This is a genomic window from Sphingomonas sp. (genome assembly GCF_040398505.1).
Classification (GTDB): Bacteria; Pseudomonadota; Alphaproteobacteria; order Sphingomonadales; family Sphingomonadaceae; genus Sphingomonas.
The window spans coordinates 5,960-26,538 of sequence record NZ_JBBATX010000029.1 but is presented as its reverse complement, the minus strand read 5'-3'; the positions used below and the strand labels follow the sequence as shown (position 1 = coordinate 26,538).

General features: G+C 64.7%; 22 protein-coding genes. 15 read left to right on the top strand and 7 right to left on the bottom strand.

Annotated elements, in window-relative coordinates:
- Window positions 1–61 precede the first annotated feature (61 nt).
- From queA to ABWP09_RS05915, 5 genes are all read right to left on the bottom strand, one after another.
- Window positions 62–1,087, bottom strand: coding sequence for a tRNA preQ1(34) S-adenosylmethionine ribosyltransferase-isomerase QueA (queA, locus tag ABWP09_RS05935; protein WP_353204224.1), 1,026 nt, complete (start codon window positions 1,085–1,087; stop codon window positions 62–64).
- Window positions 1,088–1,111: 24 nt separating this feature from the next.
- Window positions 1,112–1,864 (bottom strand): peptidylprolyl isomerase, encoded by a 753-nt coding sequence (locus ABWP09_RS05930; protein ID WP_353204223.1) that lies wholly within the window; start codon window positions 1,862–1,864, stop codon window positions 1,112–1,114.
- A gap of 128 nt (window positions 1,865–1,992) precedes the next feature.
- Window positions 1,993–2,493 carry a pantetheine-phosphate adenylyltransferase gene (gene coaD / locus ABWP09_RS05925; protein WP_502959764.1) on the bottom strand — a complete coding sequence of 167 codons (501 nt, stop codon included), beginning with the start codon at window positions 2,491–2,493 and terminating at the stop codon, window positions 1,993–1,995.
- A 14-nt stretch (window positions 2,494–2,507) separates the two neighbouring features.
- Window positions 2,508–3,374, bottom strand: coding sequence for a polyprenyl synthetase family protein (locus ABWP09_RS05920; RefSeq protein ID WP_502959763.1), 867 nt, complete (start codon window positions 3,372–3,374; stop codon window positions 2,508–2,510).
- Window positions 3,375–3,411: 37 nt separating this feature from the next.
- On the bottom strand, window positions 3,412–3,651 hold the full coding sequence (locus ABWP09_RS05915) for an exodeoxyribonuclease VII small subunit (RefSeq protein WP_242139544.1): 240 nt from the start codon (window positions 3,649–3,651) through the stop codon (window positions 3,412–3,414).
- A 92-nt stretch (window positions 3,652–3,743) separates the two neighbouring features.
- On the opposite strand from ABWP09_RS05915, the gene ABWP09_RS05910 reads away from it, so the two are divergent.
- Window positions 3,744–5,105: an NAD-dependent succinate-semialdehyde dehydrogenase gene (locus ABWP09_RS05910; RefSeq protein ID WP_353204220.1), complete on the top strand. Its 1,362-nt coding sequence runs from the start codon at window positions 3,744–3,746 to the stop codon at window positions 5,103–5,105.
- A 62-nt stretch (window positions 5,106–5,167) separates the two neighbouring features.
- On the opposite strand, the gene ABWP09_RS05905 is transcribed toward ABWP09_RS05910, so the two are convergent.
- Both ABWP09_RS05905 and ABWP09_RS05900 read right to left on the bottom strand, forming a co-directional pair.
- Window positions 5,168–5,440 (bottom strand): hypothetical protein, encoded by a 273-nt coding sequence (locus tag ABWP09_RS05905; RefSeq protein ID WP_353204219.1) that lies wholly within the window; start codon window positions 5,438–5,440, stop codon window positions 5,168–5,170.
- 201 nt (window positions 5,441–5,641) lie between these two features.
- Window positions 5,642–6,640: an NAD(P)H-quinone oxidoreductase gene (locus ABWP09_RS05900; protein ID WP_353204218.1), complete on the bottom strand. Its 999-nt coding sequence runs from the start codon at window positions 6,638–6,640 to the stop codon at window positions 5,642–5,644.
- An 80-nt stretch (window positions 6,641–6,720) separates the two neighbouring features.
- Here ABWP09_RS05900 and ABWP09_RS05895 point away from each other — a divergent pair, with 80 nt between their 5' ends.
- From ABWP09_RS05895 to ABWP09_RS05830, 14 genes are all read left to right on the top strand, one after another.
- Window positions 6,721–6,918, top strand: a complete 198-nt coding sequence (locus tag ABWP09_RS05895; protein ID WP_353204217.1) for a DUF1192 domain-containing protein — start codon at window positions 6,721–6,723, stop codon at window positions 6,916–6,918.
- Window positions 6,919–7,044: 126 nt separating this feature from the next.
- Complete coding sequence (clpA, locus tag ABWP09_RS05890) at window positions 7,045–9,375, top strand: ATP-dependent Clp protease ATP-binding subunit ClpA (protein ID WP_353204216.1); 2,331 nt, start codon at window positions 7,045–7,047, stop codon at window positions 9,373–9,375.
- 177 nt (window positions 9,376–9,552) lie between these two features.
- Window positions 9,553–11,178 (top strand): GGDEF domain-containing protein, encoded by a 1,626-nt coding sequence (locus tag ABWP09_RS05885; RefSeq protein WP_353204215.1) that lies wholly within the window; start codon window positions 9,553–9,555, stop codon window positions 11,176–11,178.
- Window positions 11,179–11,250: 72 nt separating this feature from the next.
- Window positions 11,251–11,430, top strand: a complete 180-nt coding sequence (locus ABWP09_RS05880) for a hypothetical protein (protein WP_353204214.1) — start codon at window positions 11,251–11,253, stop codon at window positions 11,428–11,430.
- Window positions 11,431–11,468: 38 nt separating this feature from the next.
- Entirely contained in the window at window positions 11,469–13,169 is a 1,701-nt protein-coding gene (locus tag ABWP09_RS05875) for an AMP-binding protein (RefSeq protein ID WP_353204213.1), read from the top strand.
- A complete protein-coding gene (locus tag ABWP09_RS05870) occupies window positions 13,169–13,780 on the top strand; it encodes a glutathione S-transferase family protein (protein ID WP_353204212.1) in 612 nt (203 codons plus the stop codon). Before ABWP09_RS05875 ends, ABWP09_RS05870 begins: the two co-directional genes overlap by 1 nt.
- 82 nt (window positions 13,781–13,862) lie before the next feature.
- Window positions 13,863–14,762 carry a UDP-2,3-diacylglucosamine diphosphatase gene (locus ABWP09_RS05865; protein WP_353204211.1) on the top strand — a complete coding sequence of 300 codons (900 nt, stop codon included), beginning with the start codon at window positions 13,863–13,865 and terminating at the stop codon, window positions 14,760–14,762.
- A 5-nt stretch (window positions 14,763–14,767) separates the two neighbouring features.
- Window positions 14,768–15,805: a glycosyltransferase family 4 protein gene (locus ABWP09_RS05860; RefSeq protein ID WP_353204210.1), complete on the top strand. Its 1,038-nt coding sequence runs from the start codon at window positions 14,768–14,770 to the stop codon at window positions 15,803–15,805.
- 48 nt (window positions 15,806–15,853) lie between these two features.
- Window positions 15,854–16,099 (top strand): type II toxin-antitoxin system ParD family antitoxin, encoded by a 246-nt coding sequence (locus ABWP09_RS05855; RefSeq protein WP_353204209.1) that lies wholly within the window; start codon window positions 15,854–15,856, stop codon window positions 16,097–16,099.
- The gene (locus ABWP09_RS05850) at window positions 16,078–16,413 is read left to right on the top strand and encodes a type II toxin-antitoxin system RelE/ParE family toxin (RefSeq protein WP_353204208.1); all 336 of its coding nucleotides are present in this window, start codon (window positions 16,078–16,080) and stop codon (window positions 16,411–16,413) included. The genes ABWP09_RS05855 and ABWP09_RS05850 overlap by 22 nt, the downstream gene beginning before the upstream one ends.
- Before the next feature lie 106 nt (window positions 16,414–16,519).
- Window positions 16,520–17,206, top strand: a complete 687-nt coding sequence (locus tag ABWP09_RS05845; RefSeq protein WP_353204207.1) for a cell cycle transcriptional regulator TrcR — start codon at window positions 16,520–16,522, stop codon at window positions 17,204–17,206.
- 126 nt (window positions 17,207–17,332) lie between these two features.
- Window positions 17,333–18,478 (top strand): tRNA guanosine(34) transglycosylase Tgt, encoded by a 1,146-nt coding sequence (tgt, locus tag ABWP09_RS05840; protein WP_353204206.1) that lies wholly within the window; start codon window positions 17,333–17,335, stop codon window positions 18,476–18,478.
- The gene (locus ABWP09_RS05835) at window positions 18,478–18,675 is read left to right on the top strand and encodes a hypothetical protein (protein WP_353204205.1); all 198 of its coding nucleotides are present in this window, start codon (window positions 18,478–18,480) and stop codon (window positions 18,673–18,675) included. Before tgt ends, ABWP09_RS05835 begins: the two co-directional genes overlap by 1 nt.
- A gap of 249 nt (window positions 18,676–18,924) precedes the next feature.
- Window positions 18,925–20,579, top strand: a 1,655-nt coding sequence (locus ABWP09_RS05830; RefSeq protein ID WP_353204204.1) for a M16 family metallopeptidase, incomplete at its 3' end; no start/stop codon positions are given.

Here is a 20,579-nt window from a genome sequence, read left to right as displayed (position 1 = left end):
TTAGTCCAAACTGCCCGAAAACCCGCTCTCAGGACACGCATCAACCACCCACCTACCGCGCTTACGGCAGAAGCAGCGAAGCATCCCCGTAAGAGTAGAAACGGTATCCGTTTTCGATCGCATGGGCGTACCCCGCTTGCATCCGCTCCAGCCCCATCAGCGCGCTAACCAACATAAACAGCGTCGAGCGCGGCAAATGGAAATTGGTGAGCAGCCCGTCAATCCCGCGAAAGCGATAGCCCGGCGTGATGAAGATCGCGGTATCGCCTTCGAACGGGCGGATGACGCCATCCTCGCCGCACGCGCTTTCGATCAGGCGCAGGCTGGTCGTGCCCACCGCGATCAGCCGCCCGCCGCGCGCGCGCACCGCATTCATCCGATCCGCCGTCGCGGCGTCGATCCGGCCCCATTCGGCATGCATCTTATGGTCGGTGGTGTCCTCGGCTTTGACCGGCAGGAACGTCCCCGCGCCGACATGCAGCGTCAGCGTTGCATGGTCGATCCCCGCCGCGGCCAGCCGCGTCATCAGATCGGGCGTGAAATGTAGCGCCGCCGTCGGGGCCGCCACCGCGCCCTTTTCGGCGGCGAACATCGTTTGATAATCCTCGGCGTCCTGCGCATCGGCGGGGCGGCGTGCGGCGATATAGGGCGGCAGCGGCATCCGCCCGGCGCGCTCGAGCAGCAGCTCGACCGGCTCATCCCCGGCAAAATCGAGCGCGAAGCTGCCATCCGTACCGCGATCGTGCGCCGTCGCGGTCACGCCACTCCCGAAATCGATCGCATCGCCCTCGCGCAGCCGCCGCGCGTTGCGGATGAAGGCGCGCCAGCGGCGCGGCCCCTCGCGCTTGTGCAAGGTCGCCCCGATCCGCGAATCGCCGCGTGTTCCTTCGAGCTGCGCCGGGATCACGCGCGTGTCGTTGAACACCAGCAAATCGCCCGCCCGAAGCGAGGCGGGCAAGTCGCCAACGCTGCGATCATGCGTCGCGTCGCCCTCAAGCACGAGCAACCGCGCGGCATCACGCGGCACCGCCGGGCGCAGCGCGATCCGCTCCGGCGGCAGCGCAAAGTCGAACAGATCGACGTTCATGGCCGAGTCCCGGTACGTTCGGCCTTAGCCGCCACGGCTTCCTGATTTCCGCACCAACGGTGGCTTGGGCGCGGCCTTGGTCGGCACGATCGTCGCCGCGGGAAGCGCAACCGGGGCCGGCGGCGGTGGTGGTGCATAAGCGGGCGGCGAATCCGCTGCGATATAGGCGTGCAGGATCCGCGACGGGTTGAGCGGCGGCTCACCGCGCGCAATCGTGTCGACATAGTTCATGCCCGAAATGACGCGACCGAAGATCGTATATTTGCGGTCGAGCTTGAGCGTCGGGTTGAACACGATGAAGAACTGGCTGTTTGCACTGTTTTCGGCCTTGGTCACTTCCTCGACCCTGGCACCCTCGGCCGATCCTTCGCGCGCCGCCGAAACCGCCCCGCGCACGTGCGGCAGGAAGTTGAACTCGGCGGGAACGTCGGGCAGCTTCGACCCACCCGTTCCGTCGCCCTTGGGGTCGCCGGTCTGCGCCATAAAGCCTTCGATCACACGGTGGAACAACAGCCCGTCATAGAAATGCTGGCGCGTCAGCGTCTTGATCCGCTCAACCATTTTCGGCGCGGCATCGGGGCGCAGCCAGATGACCACACGGCCACCCGTCGACAAATCGAGATACAGCAGATTTTCCGGGTCGGTCGCTGACGGCACTGGCGGGCGACCGGCGGTGGTCGCGACTGCGGCCTTCTCGATCGGCTTCTGCTTCTTGGCGGCAAAGGCCGGCCCGGCCAGCAGCGCGAACAAAGCGATAAAAAGGGTAAAGAAACGCATGAGTCCCCGCAGAGATGCTGGTGGTGAACGGTCGCTTAGACCAACTGGCGGCTTGCGCCAAGCTGAACGTGTCGCGGCCAAAGGCGACAGAAATAGGGCCGTGCCCGTCACACCCCGGTAAACGGCGCTCAAACGCTGCCCTTGCGCCCGATCTGCGCGACACGCGCGGCAACCTCGGCGGCAATCGTCGGGGTCACGAAGCGGACGATCGGGCCGCAATAGAGCGCGATTTCCTTGACGAGACGGCTGGCGATTGGCTGCAGCGACACGTCCGCCATCAGAAACACGGTCTCGATCAGCGGGTTGATCGCGCGGTTCATGCCCGTCAGCTGATACTCATATTCGAAATCGGTCACGCCGCGCACGCCGCGCAGGATCGTGCTCGCGCCTTGCTCGGCGGCAAAATCCATCAGCAGCGAATCGAAGCCGACGACGCTGACGCCGGCGATTCCGGCGGTCTCGCGCTCCATCATGGCGATGCGCTCAGCACTCGAAAACATCGGGGATTTCGACGCGTTGGTCGTCACCCCGATCACCAGCCGGTCGACCAGCTTCGCGCCGCGCCGGATGATGTCCATATGCCCGAGCGTCACCGGATCAAACGTGCCGGGATAGACGCCGATGCGCACCGCGCCGGTTGCGCTCAACGATCCCGCTCCAGCGTGAAGCGCGCAATCTCGCGGAGCAAATCCGCTTCGGCCCCAAAATGCTGAAGATGCTCGATTGCCTGATCGACCAGCATTTCCGCCTGCGCGCGCGCGCGGTCGAGCCCGAGCAGCGACAGGAACGTCTCCTTGCCCGCTTCGCCATCCTTGCGCAGCGCCTTGCCGACCGCCGCCTCGTCGCCCTCGACGTCGAGGATGTCGTCGACGATCTGGAAAGCGAGCCCGATGTCGCGCGCATAGCCGCGCAACCCCGTGCGCCCCTCGGGCGGCACCTTGCCGAGGATCGCGCCAGCCTCGACCGAACAGGCGATCAGCGCGCCGGTCTTCATCGCTTGCAAGCGCGTGACGGTCGGCAAGTCGAAGCTCGATTTCTCGGCTTCGAGATCGAGTGCCTGCCCGCCTGCCATGCCGGTCGGGCCGGCCGCGCGCGCCAAATCGAGCACCAATTCGCTGCGCACGAACGGATCGGCATGCGTCAGCGGGTCGGACAGGATCTCGAAGGCGAGCGCATGCAGGCAATCGCCCGCAAGGATCGCCGTCGCCTCGCCGAACACCTTGTGCACGGTCGGCTTGCCGCGGCGCATGTCGTCATTGTCCATCGCCGGCAAATCGTCATGGATCAGCGAATAGACATGGATACATTCGATCGCGGTCCCTACCCGGCCGGCACAATCGCGGTCGACCGCGAACAGCCGCGCGGTCGCGAATACCAGCAACGGGCGCAAGCGCTTGCCCCCGCCGATCGCGGCGTGGCGCATCGCGCGGTACAAATCGCCGCGCGGATCGTCGGGCACGGTCAGAAAGTGGTCGAGCCGACGGTCGATGTCGCTGGCGACATCGGACATCGCCGCGGTGAGGGTCAAAGACGCTGCGGTCACGCCGTCAACCTGCGGCAAAGGGCTGCGTGCCGATGGCGCGCCCCTCGCTGTCAGTCCGGATCGCTTCGATCCGTGCCTGTGCCGCGTTGAGGCGATCATCGCATCGACGCCGCAGCTTGTCCCCGCGCTCGTACAGCGCAATTGCCTGGTCGAGCGGCGCATCGCCGCTCTCGAGCCTTGACACGATCCCCTCCAATTCTTTCAACGCCGCTTCGAACGTCAACTCTTCGATTGGTATATCCATGGCGCAGCTATGCGGCACGCATGTGTTTGGGGTCAAGGATACGCTGGGCTAGCTGTGCGTTTGTCGATCGACACTTTTCAGGAAGCATCCCCATGTTCACCAGCATCGATCCCGCCACCGGCACGCCGGGGGCATCCTTCGCCGAACTCACCACCGCCGAGCTTGAGACCAAAGTGCAGCGCGCGCACGACGCATTCCGCGCGTGGCGCATCACCGATTTTGCGACGCGGACCGCGCTGCTCGAGCGGATCGCCGAACAGTTCGATGCCAACGCGCACCGCCTCGCCGAAATCGCGACGCGCGAAATGGGCAAGACGCTCAAATCCGCGCTGGCCGAGGTCGAGAAATGCGCCGCCGGTTTCCGCTATTATGCGCAGGAAGGCCCGGCAATGCTCGCGCCCCGCCCCTTTCCCGGTGGGACCGCGACGTGGCACCCGATGGGCCCGGTGCTCGCGGTGATGCCGTGGAATTTCCCCTATTGGCAAGTGGTTCGCTTCCTTGGCCCGACGATCCTGGCGGGCAATGTCGGCCTGTTGAAGCACGCCTCGAACGTGCAGGGCGTCGCCGCCGCGATCGAGGAAATGGTGATCGCCGCAGGTGCGCCAGCGGGCCTGTTCCAGAATTTGCCGATCAAATCCGACAAGGTCGCCGCGCTGATCGCCGACGACCGCATCGTCGCGGTGACGCTGACCGGGAGCGAAGGGGCGGGGATGCAAGTCGCCGAGGCGGCAGGCCGCGCGCTCAAGAAAGTGGTGCTGGAATTGGGCGGGTCGGACCCGTTCATCGTCATGCCCTCCGCCGATCTCGATCTGGCAGCGAAGACTGCGGTGACCGCACGAATCCAGAATACCGGCCAATCGTGCATCTGCGCCAAGCGGATGATCGTCCACGCCGATATCTATGACGCCTTCCTCGAAAAATTCGCCGCAGGGATGCAAGCCGTCGTCGCGGGCGACCCGATGGAGTCGGCGACCGACATGGGCCCGCTGTCGAGCGAAACGCAGCGCCAGACCGTGCTCGATCAGATCGCGATGATCGAAGCCGAGGGCGGCAAGCTGCTGTTCGGCGGCGAAGCGCTCCCCGGCCCAAAGGGACACAAAGGGGGCGCGTTTATGTCGGCAGGGATTCTCGTCGACGTGCCGATCGATCATGCGGTTGCGCAAGAAGAGCTGTTCGGCCCGATCGCGATGCTGTTCAAGGCCGACGACATCGACGCGGCCATCGCGCTCGCCAATGCCGTCCCGTTCGGCCTCGGTTCCTCAATCTGGACCAACGACGCCGACGAACGCGCCCGCTTCGAACGCGACATCGAAGCCGGCATGATCGCGGTCAACGCAATGCTCGCCAGCCTCCCCCACGCGCCGTTCGGCGGCATCAAACGCTCGGGCCACGGGCGGGAGTTGGGGCCGTACGGGCTGCACGAATTCATGAATTTGAAGACCGTGCTGGGGTGAGGCGGGGTTCGGGCATCGTTCCGGTCCGATGTCGGGATTCGTCGGGAAGCGGCAGTTCCGATCTAATCCTCGATTTCCATGATCGGCTGTCGTTTTAGCAGGCGGCGAACGAGGTGGATGCCGACAGAACTGAACAGTACGATCCCATAACTCCCCCCGAGGAGCACGGCTGCCGCGATCAGCACTGTGGACCAGAATCGAGTCAGTTCTACGCCGACCAAGCGGACGATGAAGGCAGCAACCAGTATGTAGAGAAACGCCAGTATGATGCCGCTACCGAAGAAGTAGCCCCGCAGGCGTCGGCGAGCGCGTTTCAGGCGTGCAGCTTCCATCACTTCGTCAGAATGCCAGCAACGCCCACTATCCGCTAGTGGGCGTTAGCCGACGCCCGGCCCCTGTTCTACAGCGCACACATCTGCGATACTGGCTACACGGCTCTTTCTTATTCTCAATCCGCGCTCCCGGTACCCGGCCCCGGTCCAGTCCCGCGCAAACCCCGTCGATGGTGCGACTCTGTGTGACTTTAGCGGCCGCCCCTACAGCGTCAGCACGATCTTCCCGACATGATCGCCCGCTTCCATCCGCGCGTGCGCGGCAGGCGCTTCCTCCAGCGGGAAGGTGCGGTCGATCACCGGCTTCAGCCGCCCCGCCTCGACATGCGGCCACACGGTGCGGTGGAGTTCGTCGGCAACGAGGCTCTTGAACGCCGCATCGCGCGGGCGCAGCGTCGATCCGGTCAGCGTCAGGCGGCGGCGCATCACCTCGAAGATCGGGATCGTCGCCATCAGCCCGCCCTGCACCGCGATCGACACGTGCCGCCCGTCATCGGCGAGGCATTGCAGATTGCGCGGCACATACTCGCCGCCGACCATGTCGAGCACCGCCGCGCAGCCCTTACCGCCGGTGATGTCCTTCACCCGCGCGACGAAATCCTCGGTCCGGTAATTGATCGCATGGGCCGCGCCGAGGCCGAGCGCTGCCGCGCATTTCTCGTCCGATCCCGCCGTCACGATCACGCGCAACCCGAAGATCGTACCAAGCGCGATCGCCATCGTGCCGATCCCGCTGGTTCCGCCATGGACCAGCACGGTATCGCCCTCGGTCGCATAAGCGCGTTCGAACAAATTGGTCCACACGGTAAACAACGTCTCGGGGATCGCCGCCGCCTCGATCATCGAAAGCGCCGACGGCACCGGCAGCACTTGCCCCGCCGCCACCGCGACGTATTCGGCATAGCCCCCGCCGCCGAGCAAGGCGCACACCGGTTGACCCGTCATGTCGACCGCGAGATCGTCGCCTTGCGCGACGACAATGCCCGACACTTCGAGCCCCGGGATCGACGGCGCGCCCGGTGGCGGCGGATAGCCACCCTTGCGCTGCAGCACGTCGGGCCGGTTGACGCCCGCCGCCACCACGCGGATCAACACCTCGTCCGCGCGCACTTTTGGCACCGGACGTTCGACGACGCACAGTACTTCGGGCCCGCCCGGCACCGCCGGATCGATCGCGCGCATTGTCTCGGGAATTCCGTCCATCGGTCGTGCGTCCCGTTTTACCTGCCTATACGTACGGCGCCTTATTGACATGGGGCCGCGTCGGGTCAACGATCTTGTCCATGGACCTCGACGAGATTCTCCCGAAAGACGCGGGCGATCCGCTCGCTGCGCTGATCGCGCAGGACCTTGATCCGTTGTCGGTCAAGGAGCTGGAGACGCGGATCGCGGTGCTCGAAGGCGAGATCGCACGGACGGCCAGGAAAATGCAGACCGCCGTCACCCATCGCGCGACCGCGCACGGTTTGTTCAAGTCATGAGCGGTTCGCGTCTGGCCCGCAGGAAATCCCGACGCGAATTTCAAGTGCTTGTCACAGTGGATCAGCCTTCCGACATAGGCGCAAAGGGTCGCGCGTCCCCAGCGACCCGCATGGAGTAAAGAACCGATGCCATCCTTCGCCTCCGCGCTGGAAACCACGCTGCACAAGGCGCTCGAAGCCGCCTCGTCGCGCCGCCACGAATATGCGACGCTCGAACATCTGCTGTTCGCGCTGATCGATGATGAACATGCGTCGAAAGTGATGGAATCGTGCGGCGTCGATACCGCCGAACTGACCGCGACGGTGCGCCATTATCTCGATACCGAGCTCGAGGCATTGAAGGTCGAGGCGGCGACTGACCCCTCCCCCACCAGCGGCTTCCAGCGCGTCGTCCAGCGCGCGATTCTCCACGTCCAGTCTTCGGGCCGCGACGAAGTGACCGGCGCCAATGTGCTCGTCGCCTTGTTCAGCGAACGCGAGAGCTATGCCGTCTATTTCCTGCAGCAGCAGGACATGAGCCGCCTCGACGCCGTCAGCTTCATCAGCCACGGCGTCGGCAAGGGCGCTGCCGCCCCCGAAGCCGTCGTGCCCAAGGGTGCCGAGGAAGAGAAGCCGCAAAAGGCCGGCGAGAAGGGCAAAAGCGAAAGCGCGCTCAAGCAGTTCTGCGTCGATCTCAACGAGAAGGCCAAGAAGGGCAAGGTCGATCCGCTGATCGGTCGCGGGCCCGAGGTTGACCGGACGGTGCAGATCCTGTGCCGCCGCTCGAAGAACAACCCGCTTTATGTCGGCGATCCCGGCGTCGGCAAGACCGCGATCGCCGAGGGCCTTGCGCGCAAAATCGTCGAGGGCAATGTGCCCGAAGTGCTGCTCCCGGCGGTCATCTATTCGCTCGACATGGGCGCGCTGCTCGCGGGCACACGCTATCGCGGCGATTTCGAGGAGCGGCTGAAGGCGGTCGTCAACGAACTCGAAAAGCTGCCCGATGCGATCCTGTTCATCGACGAAATCCACACCGTGATCGGTGCGGGCGCGACCAGCGGCGGGGCGATGGATGCGTCGAACCTGCTCAAGCCCGCGCTCTCGGGCGGGACGATCCGCTGCATCGGCTCGACCACCTATAAGGAGTTCCGCAACCACTTCGAGAAGGACCGCGCCTTGTTGCGGCGCTTCCAGAAGATCGACGTCAACGAGCCGACGATCGAGGATACGATCAAGATCCTCGCGGGTCTGCGCTCGGCGTTCGAGGACCATCACAAGGTCAAGTACACGCCCGACGCGATCAAGGCGGCGGTCGAACTGAGCGCGCGCTACATCAACGACCGCAAGCTGCCCGACAAGGCGATCGACGTGATCGACGAAGTCGGCGCGATGCAGATGCTGGTGCCGCTCGCCAAGCGCAAGAAGACGATCACGACGCGCGAGATCGAGCAAGTCATCGCGACGATGGCGCGCATCCCGCCAAAATCGGTCTCGACCGACGACACCAAGGCGCTCGAATCGCTCGAGACCGATCTCAAGCGCGTCGTCTTCGGGCAGAATGCCGCGATCGAGAAGCTCGCCTCGGCAATCAAGCTGTCGCGCGCTGGCCTTCGCGATCCCGAAAAGCCGATCGGCAACTATCTGTTCACGGGACCCACCGGCGTCGGCAAGACCGAAGTCGCCAAGCAGCTTGCCCATATCATGGGCATTCCGCTCCAGCGCTTCGACATGTCGGAATATATGGAACGCCACTCGGTCTCGCGGCTGATCGGTGCCCCGCCGGGCTATGTCGGGTTCGATCAGGGCGGTCTGCTCACCGATGCGATCGACCAGCAACCGCACAGCGTGCTGTTGCTCGACGAGATCGAGAAGGCGCATCCCGATCTGTTCAACATCCTGTTGCAGGTGATGGACAACGGGCGCCTGACCGATCAGCACGGCAAGACGGTCGATTTCCGCAACGTCATCCTGATCATGACGACCAATGCCGGTGCCTCCGACATGGCGCGCGAGACGCTGGGCTTCGGCAACCTCACCCGCGAGGGCGAGGATGAGCAAGCCGTGCAGAAGATGTTCACGCCCGAATTCCGCAACCGTTTGGATGCGATCGTCCCGTTCGGCTATTTGCCGACCGAAGTTGTGGCGCGGGTGGTCGACAAGTTCATCCTCCAGCTCGAATTGCAGCTGGCGGACCGCAACGTCCACATCAACCTCGACGACGAATCGAAGGCGTGGCTCACCACCAAGGGCTATGACAAGCTCTACGGTGCGCGCCCGATGGGCCGCCTGATCCAGGAAAAGATCAAGCAACCGCTCGCCGAGGAATTGCTGTTCGGCAAGCTGGTCCATGGCGGCGAGGTGACGGTGAAGATGAAGGACGGCGCGCTGTCGTTCGAAATCACGCCCGCCCCCCCGAAGAAGCCCAAGAAGAAGAGCGCGGTCGCCAAGATCGACAAGGACACGACCTCGGCGAAATAAACAAAATGCGGCGATGGACCCGGCGCCAAGGTCCCGGGTCCATCGCGCGCGTGGCGACAGCCGCGCGCTGAAGGTCGTCTTTACCATCTGTTCGGAATCGGCGGATTAGGGTGCAATATGCACCGCGCCCTTCTTTCCAGGATCTTAGCCCTCTGCATCGCGGCGATTGCGGGGGTGATGGCAACCGGTCCCGCGCACGCGCAGACCGCCAGTGCGGGACAGGCCATGCCGGTCTGCCTCGTGCGCGACGCCCCCGGCATGACTCCGGCAGGACTTCTGGCGGGCATGGCCCACTTCGATTGCGACACCGCGCAGACGCGGTTCGGCGCCGGCGATTTCTGGCTGCGGTCGGGTCCTGTGTCGCGCACCGGCCCGCTCCGCATCCGCAGTGGGAGCCTGTGGCAGAAGCGCGTCACGCTTTACGCACTTTATGCCGATGGAGCGATCGTCGCCGCGGCGATCGACGATCATGCCAAGACCCGGCACCTCGCGCTCGGCGCGATCCTCGAACAACCGCTGGCTGCGCGACCTGCACCGCTCGTCCGGCTGTTGTGGCATGTCGAAGGATCGCCAAATCTGCGCGGGATTCTTCGCGAGCCACGGATCGCCACCCCGAGCGAAAGCGAACGGTTCAATCTTGAGATGAGCGCACTCTATGCCGCGTTTGCCGGGCTGTGCATCGCTTTGCTCTGTTACAATTTCGCTTTGTGGGCCGCGCTTCGGCATCCGTTCCAATTGGCCTATTGCGCGATGGTCTTCGCGCTCTTGCTCTATGCTTTCTCGACATCGGGCGCGCTGGCCTGGGCGTGGCCGAGCATCGCCAATACCGACCGCATCCGGATCAATTATCTGACGCTCGGCCTGTCATCGGTCGCGGCCTTCGCCTTTGCTCGCGCCTTTTTCGAGCCGCGCGTGTTCGCGGGGTGGACCGGGCGCATCGCCGCCGCGGCGTCTGTGACGCTGCTCGCAGCCACGCTGGGCTATGTCCTGTTTGCGCCCTATGATGTGCGAACGTGCGACACCATCTATTGCTGGGCCTTTGTCGGCCAGATGGCGGTGATCCCGCCGCTCCTATGGCGCGCCTGGGCAACCCGCAGCAATTATCTGTGGTTGTTTGCCGTCGCATGGGCCGCGCCGATCATATTGGCGTGCCTGCGCATCGCCAATGCGATCAACCTGATCGGCAGCAGCTTCTGGCTCGACAATTCGACGATCCTGTCAATGTCGGTCGAGGCGTTGCTGTCGAGCCTCGCCATCGCCTATCGTATGCGCCTGCTGAGCGCCGAGCGCGACGAAGCGCGCGAGGGCGAGATCGCCGCACGGCTGCTTGCCGATACCGATCCCTTGACCGGCTTGCTCAACCGTCGCGCCTTCCTGCACCAGGCGATCGGTCGCGATGGCGAGCACATTTTGATGATCGCCGATCTCGACCATTTCAAGCGCGTGAATGAGACGATCGGGCATGACGGCGGGGACGAAGTGTTGCGCGTGTTCGCCCGGACGCTGCGACAGGCGGTCCCGCCCGACGCGCTCGTCGCGCGGATCGGCGGCGAGGAATTCGCGGTTCTCACGTGGAGCGCGTTTGCGGTTGAGCCCGGCGAAATCCTCGCGCGGCTGCGCGCCGGTCGGATGCCCTACGACGTTTCGGTAACCGCCAGCATCGGCACCTGCAGCGGCCCCTTGCTGCGCGAAACCGATTGGAAGGCGCTCTATGCCTGCGCCGATCGCGCGCTGTTCGACGCGAAAAGCGCCGGGCGAGATCGAGCGCGGGGGCGTGCTTTGCAGGATCGGTTGGCCGCGTAACGGTCTTGCCCAAGCCCGCCATTAAGGATATCCTTTGCGCGTAAGGAATTGTTCGTGCGCAAACGACGGATCATGGTTGGGGTCTTCGCTTTGCTCGCATTGGTTGCGGTTGCGCGCCACCCGAGCGCGGATATCCAGATCCTGACGCACGACGCCGCTGATCGCGCCCCACATCACGTGAAGGCGGCACTGGATCTCGGGCTGGTGGCGGTCTCCGTACTCGTGACGTGGACGGGCGAACACATTCGCTGACCTTGCGAGCAAGCGGTTGCTTGCTTACACCTGTGTCAATGAACCCTTCAGAGGCCATCTGGCGCACATCCTATCGTCACCCCAATCCGTGGGACAGCGCGTTTCCACCGCTGTCGATGGTCGATCTGTTCGATCAATCCTGCGCGCGCATGGGCAAAGCGCCGCTGATCGATTTCCTCGGGCGGCAGTATAGTTTTGCCAAAACGCACGATGGCGCGAATCGCGTCGCGGCGGGGCTGACCGCGCTGGGCTATGGCCGCGGCGACCGGATCGGTCTGTTCCTGCCCAACGTCCCGCATTATCTGGCGGCGTACTTCGGCATCCTGAAAATCGGCGCGACGGTGGTGAACTTCTCGCCGCTCTACACCGTGGCCGAGCTCGAACATCAGGTCGCCGATTCGGGAACGCGGCTGCTCTTCACGCTGTCGGCGACGGCGCTGCTCCCGACCGCGCTCAAGGTGCTCGACGGCAGCACGCTCGAACGGCTGATCGTCGGGTCGATCGCGGGGGCGCTGCCACCATCGAAATCGATTCTCTACCGCCTGTTCAAGCGCAAGGAAGTCACGCCGCGCCCGCATGACCCCCGGGTCATCGCGTTTTCGAAGCTGATCGCCAATGACGGCGCCCATACATCGGCGACGGTAGACCCCGAGCGCGACGTCGCTTTGATCCAATATACCGGCGGCACCACCGGCACGCCCAAGGGCGCGATGCTGACGCACCAGAATTTGTCGGCCAATGCGCGCCAGGTGATGGCGATCGACCCCGAGCCGGGCAAGCCGGACCGTATCCTCGGCGTGCTGCCGCTGTTCCACGTCTTTGCCAACACCTGCGTGCTCAACCGCACCGTGCTCAATGGCGGCTGCATCGTGATGCTGCCGCGCTTCGAGGCGGGCGCGGTGCTGGCGGCGATCGACCGGACCAAGGCGACCGCGTTGCCCGGCGTGCCGACCATGTATCAGGCGCTGCTTGATCATCCCAAGATCGGTGCGACCGATTTCTCCTCGCTCCGGGTGTGTATTTCGGGCGGTGCGCCGCTTGCAGGCGCGTTGAAGGCGAAGTTCGAGAGCGTGACCGGCGCGACCGGCGCGACCGTGGTCGAAGGCTATGGCCTGTCGGAGAGTTCCGGCGTGCTGTCGGCCAATCCCTACAGCCAAGAGGGCAAGACCGGTACGATCGGCCAGCCGATTCCGGCCACGCATCTCCGCCTCGTCGACAAGGCCGACCCGACGCAGGATCCCCCGATCGGCGAGCCCGGCGAAATCGTCGCGATGGGGCCGCAAATCATGAAGGGCTATTGGAACCGCGCCGACGCCGATGCCGATGTGTTTGTGACGAACGCGGCGGGGCGGTGGCTGCGCACGGGCGATGTCGGGACGATCGACGCGGACGGCTTCGTCAAGATCGTCGACCGGTTGAAGGACATGCTCTCGGTCTCGGGCTTCAAGGTCTTTCCGAGCCAGATCGAAGCGCTGCTACTCCAGCACCCGGCGGTGAAAGAGGCGATGGTGATCGGCCTACCCGACGCCTATCGCGGCGAGCAGCCGCGCGGCTATGTCACGCTCAACGACGGCGCGAGCGCGAGCGGGGCCGAACTGCGCGACTGGCTCAACCCGCAACTCGGTCGGCACGAGCGCGTCGATGAGGTGGTCGTCCGCCTGACCATGCCCAAGACGATGATCGGCAAGTTGAGCCGCAAGGATCTGATCGCCGAGGTGATGGCAGAGGGGAACGTCTGATGTCCGACCTGATCCTGCATGAATATGCGCAATCGGGAAATTGCTATAAAATCCGCCTGACCGCGGCGCATGTCGGCATTCCGATCGAACGGCGCGACTATGACATCCTTGCCGGGGCGACACGCTCGCCCGCGTTCCTGGAATCGGTCAACCCAAACGGGCGTATTCCGGTGCTGCAGATCGGCGACGATTTCCTGCCTGAAAGCGGGGCGGCGTGCCTCTATCTCGCCGACGGATCGCCGCTGATCCCGCATGACCGGTTCGGCCGCGCTGACATGCTGCATTGGATGTTCTGGGAGCAGTATAATCACGAGCCCAACATCGCGACCTTGCGCTTCTGGCGCGCGTTCTTCGGCGAGGACCGGCTGAGCGAGCTGCAACGCGCGCAAATCCCGACCAAGCAAGCGGCCGGCGAAGCCGCACTCGCGCTGATGGACGCGCACCTGGCGAGGACGCCGTTTCTGGCGGCGGGCCGTTTCACCGTCGCTGACATCGCGCTCTACGCCTACACGCATATCGCCGCAGAGGGCGGGTTCGCGCTGCGCCATTATCCCGCTGTCACGCAGTGGCTGGCGCGTGTGGCGGAGCAGCCCAACCACATTCCGATGTGACAGTTGCGTGAAGGGCGACAATTCGGATTGTAACAATCTATGGCCATAGCCTTGAAGCATTCAACGACTTGGGGATGTCGCCATGAATGCAGTAACCAAGGTCGCACTGACAGGGCTTGCCGGCGCCACGATCGCCGATTTCAGCGACTTTGCCAATTCGCAACCCGCCATCCCCGAGCGCGCCACGACCGAGCGTCGCCGCTATCGCACGATCTGGATTTCCGACATTCACCTCGGCACGCGCGGCTGCAACGCCGAGATGCTGATCGACTTTCTCGACCATGTCGACAGCGAGCGGATGTACCTGGTCGGCGACATTATCGACGGATGGCGACTGAAAAAGAAATTCTACTGGCCCACGGCGCATAACGACGTGGTGTGGCGCTTGCTCAAGCGCGCCAAGCGCGGCACCGAAGTGATCTACATTCCCGGTAATCATGATGAGGTGATGCGGCAGTTCACCGGTCTCGATTTCGGCGGGGTCGCGATCCGGCGCAAGGCCATTCACGAGACCGCCGACGGCCGCCGCCTTCTGGTTCTGCACGGCGACGAATTCGACGCGATCACGCTCGCACACCGCTGGCTGGCGCATGTCGGCGATGTAGCGTATGAGTTCCTGATGGGTCTGAACCGCTGGGTGAACGCGTACCGACGCACCTTCAACCTGCCATATTGGTCGCTGTCGAAGCACGCCAAGGCCAAGGTCAAGAACGCCGTCCAGTTCATTTCGAATTACGAGGAAATCGTCGCGCAAGCCGCTGGCGCGCGCGGGGTCGATGGCGTCGTGTGCGGGCACATCCACACCGCCGAATATCGCAACATCGGCGGCGTAGAATATTATAATGACGGCGACTGGGTGGAGGGTTGCACCGCCCTGGTCGAACATTTCGACGGACGGATGGAGTTGCTCCACTGGGCCGAAGAGATCGCCGCGCGCGAGGCACCGCGCGTCGTGGCGAAGATCGAGATGTTGGCGGCCTGACCGGGGTGCGTATCGCGATCGCCACCGATGCGTGGAGCCCTCAGGTGAACGGGGTCGTGCGCACATTGCAAGCGGTGCGCGCCGAACTGGAACGTCAGGGGCACGAAGTTCTGATCGTGTCGCCGGATCTGTTCTATTCGCTGCCCTGCCCGACCTACCCGGAGATTCGCCTGGCCTTTGCCCGCACCGGCAGCGTCGGCAAGATGCTCGCCGATTTCGCGCCCAACGCGATCCACCTCGCGACCGAAGGCCCGGTCTGTTTGGCCGCGCGGCGTTGGTGCCTGACGCGCGGGTTTCCCTTCACCACCGCCTATCACACGCAATTCCCCGATTATGTGTCGGCGCGCACCGGCGTGAACCCGGAATGGGTATGGCGCTATATCCGCTGGTTCCACTGGCCCGCGCAATCGATCCTCGCCTCGACCCCGTCGATTGCGGCGACGCTGAAATCACATGACTTGACGCGCATCCGGCATTGGGGCCGCGGGGTCGACCTGTCGACCTTCTCGCCCGAGCTTGCGCCGCACCCCGCGATCGCCGCGCTCAAGGCCGCGGGCAAAGGCGCGATCCAGCTCTATGTCGGCCGCGTCGCGATCGAAAAGAATATCGAGGCGTTCCTCACGTCGCGCCACCCCGGCACCAAGGTGATCGTCGGCGACGGGCCCGCACGCGCAGCGCTGACCGCGCGCTTCCCCGACGCGCATTTCCTCGGGCCGCTCTTCGGACCCGAACTAGCCTCGGCCTATGTCGCCGCCGACGTTTTCGTGTTCCCGAGCCGCACCGACACGTTCGGGCTGGTGATGATCGAGGCGCTGGCGTGCGGCACCCCGGTCGCGGCGTTCCCGGTGACGGGGCCGGTCGATGTGCTGAATGACGCGGTCGGCGCGATGAACGAGGATTTGAGCGTCGCGATCGCCGCTGCGCTGACCCGCGACCGCGCGGCCTGCGCCGCTTATGGCCAGACCTTCACCTGGGAAGCCAGCGCACGGCAATTTCTGGGCGCGTTGGTACCCGTCGAGCATCCCGAGGCGATCGCGGCTTGAAGCCGGTCGAGCGATCGCATAAAACTGTCCCGCTCGGGAGTTGACGTAATGGACGTGACAGTCGGAAAGCGCTGGGAAGCCTTTGTCGAAGCGGTGGTCGCCGACGGAAGCTATGGGTCGGCCGACCAAGTCGTCGTGGAAGGCCTGCGATTGGTGCAGGAACGCGAGAGCAAACTCGCGGCCTTGCGCGAGACGATTCAGGCATCGATCGCGCGCGGGGGATGGAACACTATCGAAGAGGTCGAACAGCGCCTTAAACTCGATATGGACGAATGGGAACGAAGCCGGAAGTGACCCGTCGCCTGCTTGTCTCGGAATCTGCTGAAGAGGACTTGCGATCAATCAGCCGGTACATCGCGACTGAAAGCGACAGAGCGACAGCCGACGCGATAAGAACCGGGATCATTTCGCATTGCCGTCGCCTTGCCGATTTACCCGGTACGCTTGGCACGGAGCGTGCCGAGCTCTCACCTGGGCTTCGCAGCACGCCTCACAAGAATTACGTCATGTATTTTCGGTACAGCGGGGATCGCGTCGAGATCGTCAACGTGCTCGACGCGCACCGCGACGTGGCGGCGCATTTCAGCCCGCAGGACGACAACGGCTGAATCCCCAACCCGCGCTTGCCCTCCCCGTGCAACCGCTCTACACTGTTCGCCAGCACAGTGGCCGCTCCGAAAGGGGCGGCCCTTTCCGTTTCTGAAGGAGTTTCCCGTGGCCCAGCCGCTCATGCCACATGCGACCGCTTCGTGGCTCGTCGATAATACCGCGCTCAGCTTCGAACAAATTGCCGAGTTTTGCGGGCTGCACATCCTCGAAATTCAGGCGATCGCCGACGATACCGCAGCGACCAAGCTGACCGGGCGCGATCCGATCCGCGCGCATGAATTGACGCAGGACGAAATCGACAAGGGCCAGGCCGATCCCGATTATACGCTCAAGATCCTGAAAGGTCCCGAGCAGGTCCGCCGCACCAAGGGCCCGCGCTACACGCCGGTGTCGAAGCGGTCGGACAAGCCCGACGGCATTGCGTGGATCATCCGCAATCATCCCGAAATCACCGACGGCGCGATCGGCCTGCTGATCGGCACGACCCGGACCACGATCGCCGCGATCCGCGACCGCAGCCATTGGAACATCGCCAACATCACGCCGAAGGACCCGGTCACGCTCGGGCTGACGACGCAGCGTGAACTCGATGCGGCGGTCGCCAAGGCGGCGAAGGCAGCAGGCCTTGAAGCGCCCGTCGACACGCGGCTGGAGGGTGATCGCGAGGCGCTGATCATCGAGCTGCGCGCGCAACGCCTGCAACTGGCGCGCGATGCCGAGGCAGCGGAAAATGGCGAGCTTCCGGCTGCGCCGGCCGCCGAGCCGACGGCGGAGACGCTGTTCAAGCGGTAAGCCGTTCCTAGCGCCAGTCCTTTCCGTTCGGGCTGAGCTTGTCGAAGCCCCGGTCGCCGCAAGGCACGTCTTCTAGTTGGAGAGGTGCCCTTCGACAGGCTCAGGGCGAACGGAATGGGACATTTGATGACCACCCCCCCCCGCTTCGCCTTCGCCATCCACGCGACCGACGGTGCCGCCCGCACCGGCGAGATCGCGATGCGGCGCGGCGTGATCCGCACGCCTGCCTTTATGCCGGTCGGCACGGTGGGCACGGTCAAGGGCGTGAAGCCAGCCGATGTCCGCGCGGCGGGTGCCGACATCATCCTCGGCAACACTTATCATCTGATGCTCCGCCCCGGTGCCGAGCGGATGGCGCGGCTTGGCGGGCTGCACGGCTTCATGGGGTGGGATCGCCCGATCCTGACCGACAGCGGCGGCTATCAGGTGATGAGCCTCAGCGATCTGACCAAGCGCGACGAGAATGGCGTTACCTTCAAATCGCACATCGACGGCTCACGCCACACGCTCAGCCCCGAACGGTCGATCGAAATCCAGCGGCTGCTCGGCTCGGACATCGTGATGGCGTTCGACGAATTGGTGCCGACCACCTCGACACCCGAGGTGCAGGCCGCCGCAATGGCGCGGTCGATGCGCTGGGCGAAGCGGTCGCGCGATGCCTTCGATGCCGGTGGCACACATGCCGAGAACGCCGCGATTTTCGGCATCCAGCAAGGTGCGCTCGACCGCACCTTGCGCGGCGACAGTGCGGCCGCGCTGATCGACATCGGTTTCGATGGCTATGCGGTCGGCGGGCTCGCCGTCGGCGAGGGGCAGGGAGCGATGTTCGGCTGCCTCGGTTTCGCGCCCGGACAATTGCCCGCCGACAAGCCGCGCTATTTGATGGGCGTGGGCAAGCCCGACGACATCGTCGGCGCGGTCGAGCGCGGGATCGACATGTTCGATTGCGTCCTCCCCACCCGCTCTGGCCGCACCGGGCAGGCGTTCACGCGGATGGGTCCGATCAACATCCGCAACGCGAAGTTTGCCGAGGACACCGGCCCGCTCGATCCCGTGTGCGCGTGCCCCGTCTGCGCGACCTGGTCGCGCGCCTACCTCCATCATCTGGTGCGCGCAGGCGAGATGCTCGGCGCGATGCTGATGACCGAGCATAATCTCTATTTTTATCAGGCCTTGATGGCCGATCTGCGCAGTGCCATTATTGCCGGGAGGCTCAAGATCTTCGCGGACGCGTTCCGGAGCGCTTATAAGAGCCAGAGCGAGAGAGAGTGATGGCCGAAAAAATCAACGAAATCGAAGCCGCCGCGCGCGAGCATAAGCGCGTCCGCGATGCCGCCGAAGCCGCGGTTGCCGCCGGGGCCGGAGCCCCGCAGAATTGGCCGGTCGTGCCGATCGCGATCGGCGTTGGCGTCGGTTCGGCCGCCTTGGCCGCGGCCTTGCTCTATGCGGGGCGCGGGCGGAAGAAGTAGCCATCGCTCGCGGCTTCCCCGCCGTGACTTTGTTGATTTAGACGGCTTGAATTCCGTTCGGGCTGAGCTTGTCGAAGCCCCGCGGCCAACAAATAGCGCCGGACGTGATGCACGGAGCCCTTCGACAAGCTCAGGGCGAACGGGATGGGATGCGCCGCATCTCCTCCGCACCGTGTCTTAGGCGATTGACACGGCACAGCTGACCGCGACACACTGCGCGCATCCGATTTCCCCCGTCCGGAGTCCTCCATGCGTCTTTCCCGTGCCGCCCTCCTGCTGGGCGCCGCCCTGCTCCCGCTCGCCGCCACCGCAAAGCCAGCGCCGAAGGCCCCAGCCCGCCCCGCCGCGCCCGCGATCAAGCCGATCGCCTTTACCGAACGCACGCTGGCAAATGGTCTCCGCGTCTATGCGATCCGCGACACAACGACGCCCAACGTATCGGTGCAAGTGTGGTACGATGTCGGATCGAAGGACGATCCCGCCGGGAAATCGGGCTTCGCGCACATGTTCGAACATCTCATGTTCAAGGCGACGCGCAACCTCGTTTCCGAACAGTTCGACCGGCTGACCGAGGACGTCGGCGGCAACAACAACGCCTCGACCAATGACGATTACACCGAATATCACGAGACGGTTCCGGCCAACCACCTCCAGCGCCTGCTGTTCGCCGAGGCCGACCGCATGGCGAGCCTCGTGGTCGAGCCGAAGAGCTTCGCGTCCGAACGCGATGTGGTGAAGGAGGAGCTGCGCCAGAACACCAATGCGCGGCCGTACGGCAAGCTCTTCTCGCTCTATTTCCCGGCGATCTCGTACACCAAACACCCTTATGCGCGCGGGACGATCGGCAGCCTCGACAATTTGCAGAGCGCGCAGATCGACGATGTCCGCGCGTTCCACGCGACCTATTACCGGCCCGACAATGCCGTGCTGGTGGTGTCGGGCAATTTCGCGCCCGATCAATTGAACGGCTGGATTGACCAGTATTTCGCGAAGATCAAACGCCCGACCGCGCCGATCCCGCGTGTTACGGTCGCCGAACCCGAGCGGACCAAGGCGACGCATTATGTCGTGCAGGAGCCGAACACGCCGCTGCCCGCGGTGCTGATCAGCTATCCGATCCCGGCGGACAGCCATCCCGATAGCCCGGCCTTGTCGGTGCTGAACGCGGTCCTGTCGCAGGGCGAGAGCTCGCGGCTGTACGAGACGCTCGTCTATCGCGACCAGCTTGCGCAAAGTGCCGAGACCTATCTCGATTCGAAGCAGGGCCCGGGCAATCTTGCGGTGATCGCGATCCTGGCGAGCGGCAAGACCGCCACCGAGGGCGAGGCGGCGTTGCGCCGCGAAATCGCGCGGGTTCGCAACACGCCCGTCACCGCCGCCGAATTGGCCGAGGCGAAGAACGAAATCCTGACATCGGTGTTGCGCAGCCGCGAGACGGCCGAGGGCAAGGGCCGGACAATCGCGTCCTCGGTCATCATTGACCGCGATCCGCGCGCCGCCGACCGGCAGCTTGCCGCGATCGGGCGCGTGACGGCGGCCGATGTGCAGCGCGTCGCCACCAGATATCTGCGCGATCAGCGTTCGGCGACGATCCAATATCTGCCCGAGGACAAGACGGTTGCGGCACCCCAGAACGACCGGATCGAAGTGGCCGGGACCGTCGTCACCAGGCACCTCGTCGCGCCGGGCACGGTCGAGATCGTCACCCCGGCGAGCGAGGCGGAGCGGATCGCGCCGCCGCCCGCCGGCCCCGCCATTGCCGCGAGCGCGCCGGTGACCAACGAGTTCCAGCTCGCCAACGGGCTGCGCGTCGTGGTGGTCGAGAAGCACGACCTGCCGTTGCTGACCGCGCTGCTCGTCGCGCAGGGCGGCGGCGCGACCGACCCGGCCGACCGTGCGGGCGT

Excerpts from the sequence above, each read along its gene's own strand:
- queA (WP_353204224.1), bottom strand. The coding sequence starts at position 1,087 with ATGAACGTCGATCTGTTCGACTTTGCGCTGCCGCCGGAGCGGATCGCG.
- ABWP09_RS05930 (WP_353204223.1), bottom strand. The coding sequence starts at position 1,864 with ATGCGTTTCTTTACCCTTTTTATCGCTTTGTTCGCGCTGCTGGCCGGG.
- ABWP09_RS05920 (WP_502959763.1), bottom strand. The coding sequence starts at position 3,374 with ATGTCCGATGTCGCCAGCGACATCGACCGTCGGCTCGACCACTTTCTG.
- ABWP09_RS05915 (WP_242139544.1), bottom strand. The coding sequence starts at position 3,651 with ATGGATATACCAATCGAAGAGTTGACGTTCGAAGCGGCGTTGAAAGAA.
- ABWP09_RS05910 (WP_353204220.1), top strand. The coding sequence starts at position 3,744 with ATGTTCACCAGCATCGATCCCGCCACCGGCACGCCGGGGGCATCCTTC.
- ABWP09_RS05900 (WP_353204218.1), bottom strand. The coding sequence starts at position 6,640 with ATGGACGGAATTCCCGAGACAATGCGCGCGATCGATCCGGCGGTGCCG.
- ABWP09_RS05895 (WP_353204217.1), top strand. The coding sequence starts at position 6,721 with ATGGACCTCGACGAGATTCTCCCGAAAGACGCGGGCGATCCGCTCGCT.
- clpA (WP_353204216.1), top strand. The coding sequence starts at position 7,045 with ATGCCATCCTTCGCCTCCGCGCTGGAAACCACGCTGCACAAGGCGCTC.
- ABWP09_RS05885 (WP_353204215.1), top strand. The coding sequence starts at position 9,553 with ATGGCAACCGGTCCCGCGCACGCGCAGACCGCCAGTGCGGGACAGGCC.
- ABWP09_RS05880 (WP_353204214.1), top strand. The coding sequence starts at position 11,251 with ATGGTTGGGGTCTTCGCTTTGCTCGCATTGGTTGCGGTTGCGCGCCAC.
- ABWP09_RS05875 (WP_353204213.1), top strand. The coding sequence starts at position 11,469 with ATGAACCCTTCAGAGGCCATCTGGCGCACATCCTATCGTCACCCCAAT.
- ABWP09_RS05870 (WP_353204212.1), top strand. The coding sequence starts at position 13,169 with ATGTCCGACCTGATCCTGCATGAATATGCGCAATCGGGAAATTGCTAT.
- ABWP09_RS05865 (WP_353204211.1), top strand. The coding sequence starts at position 13,863 with ATGAATGCAGTAACCAAGGTCGCACTGACAGGGCTTGCCGGCGCCACG.
- ABWP09_RS05855 (WP_353204209.1), top strand. The coding sequence starts at position 15,854 with ATGGACGTGACAGTCGGAAAGCGCTGGGAAGCCTTTGTCGAAGCGGTG.
- ABWP09_RS05850 (WP_353204208.1), top strand. The coding sequence starts at position 16,078 with ATGGGAACGAAGCCGGAAGTGACCCGTCGCCTGCTTGTCTCGGAATCT.
- tgt (WP_353204206.1), top strand. The coding sequence starts at position 17,333 with ATGACCACCCCCCCCCGCTTCGCCTTCGCCATCCACGCGACCGACGGT.
- ABWP09_RS05835 (WP_353204205.1), top strand. The coding sequence starts at position 18,478 with ATGGCCGAAAAAATCAACGAAATCGAAGCCGCCGCGCGCGAGCATAAG.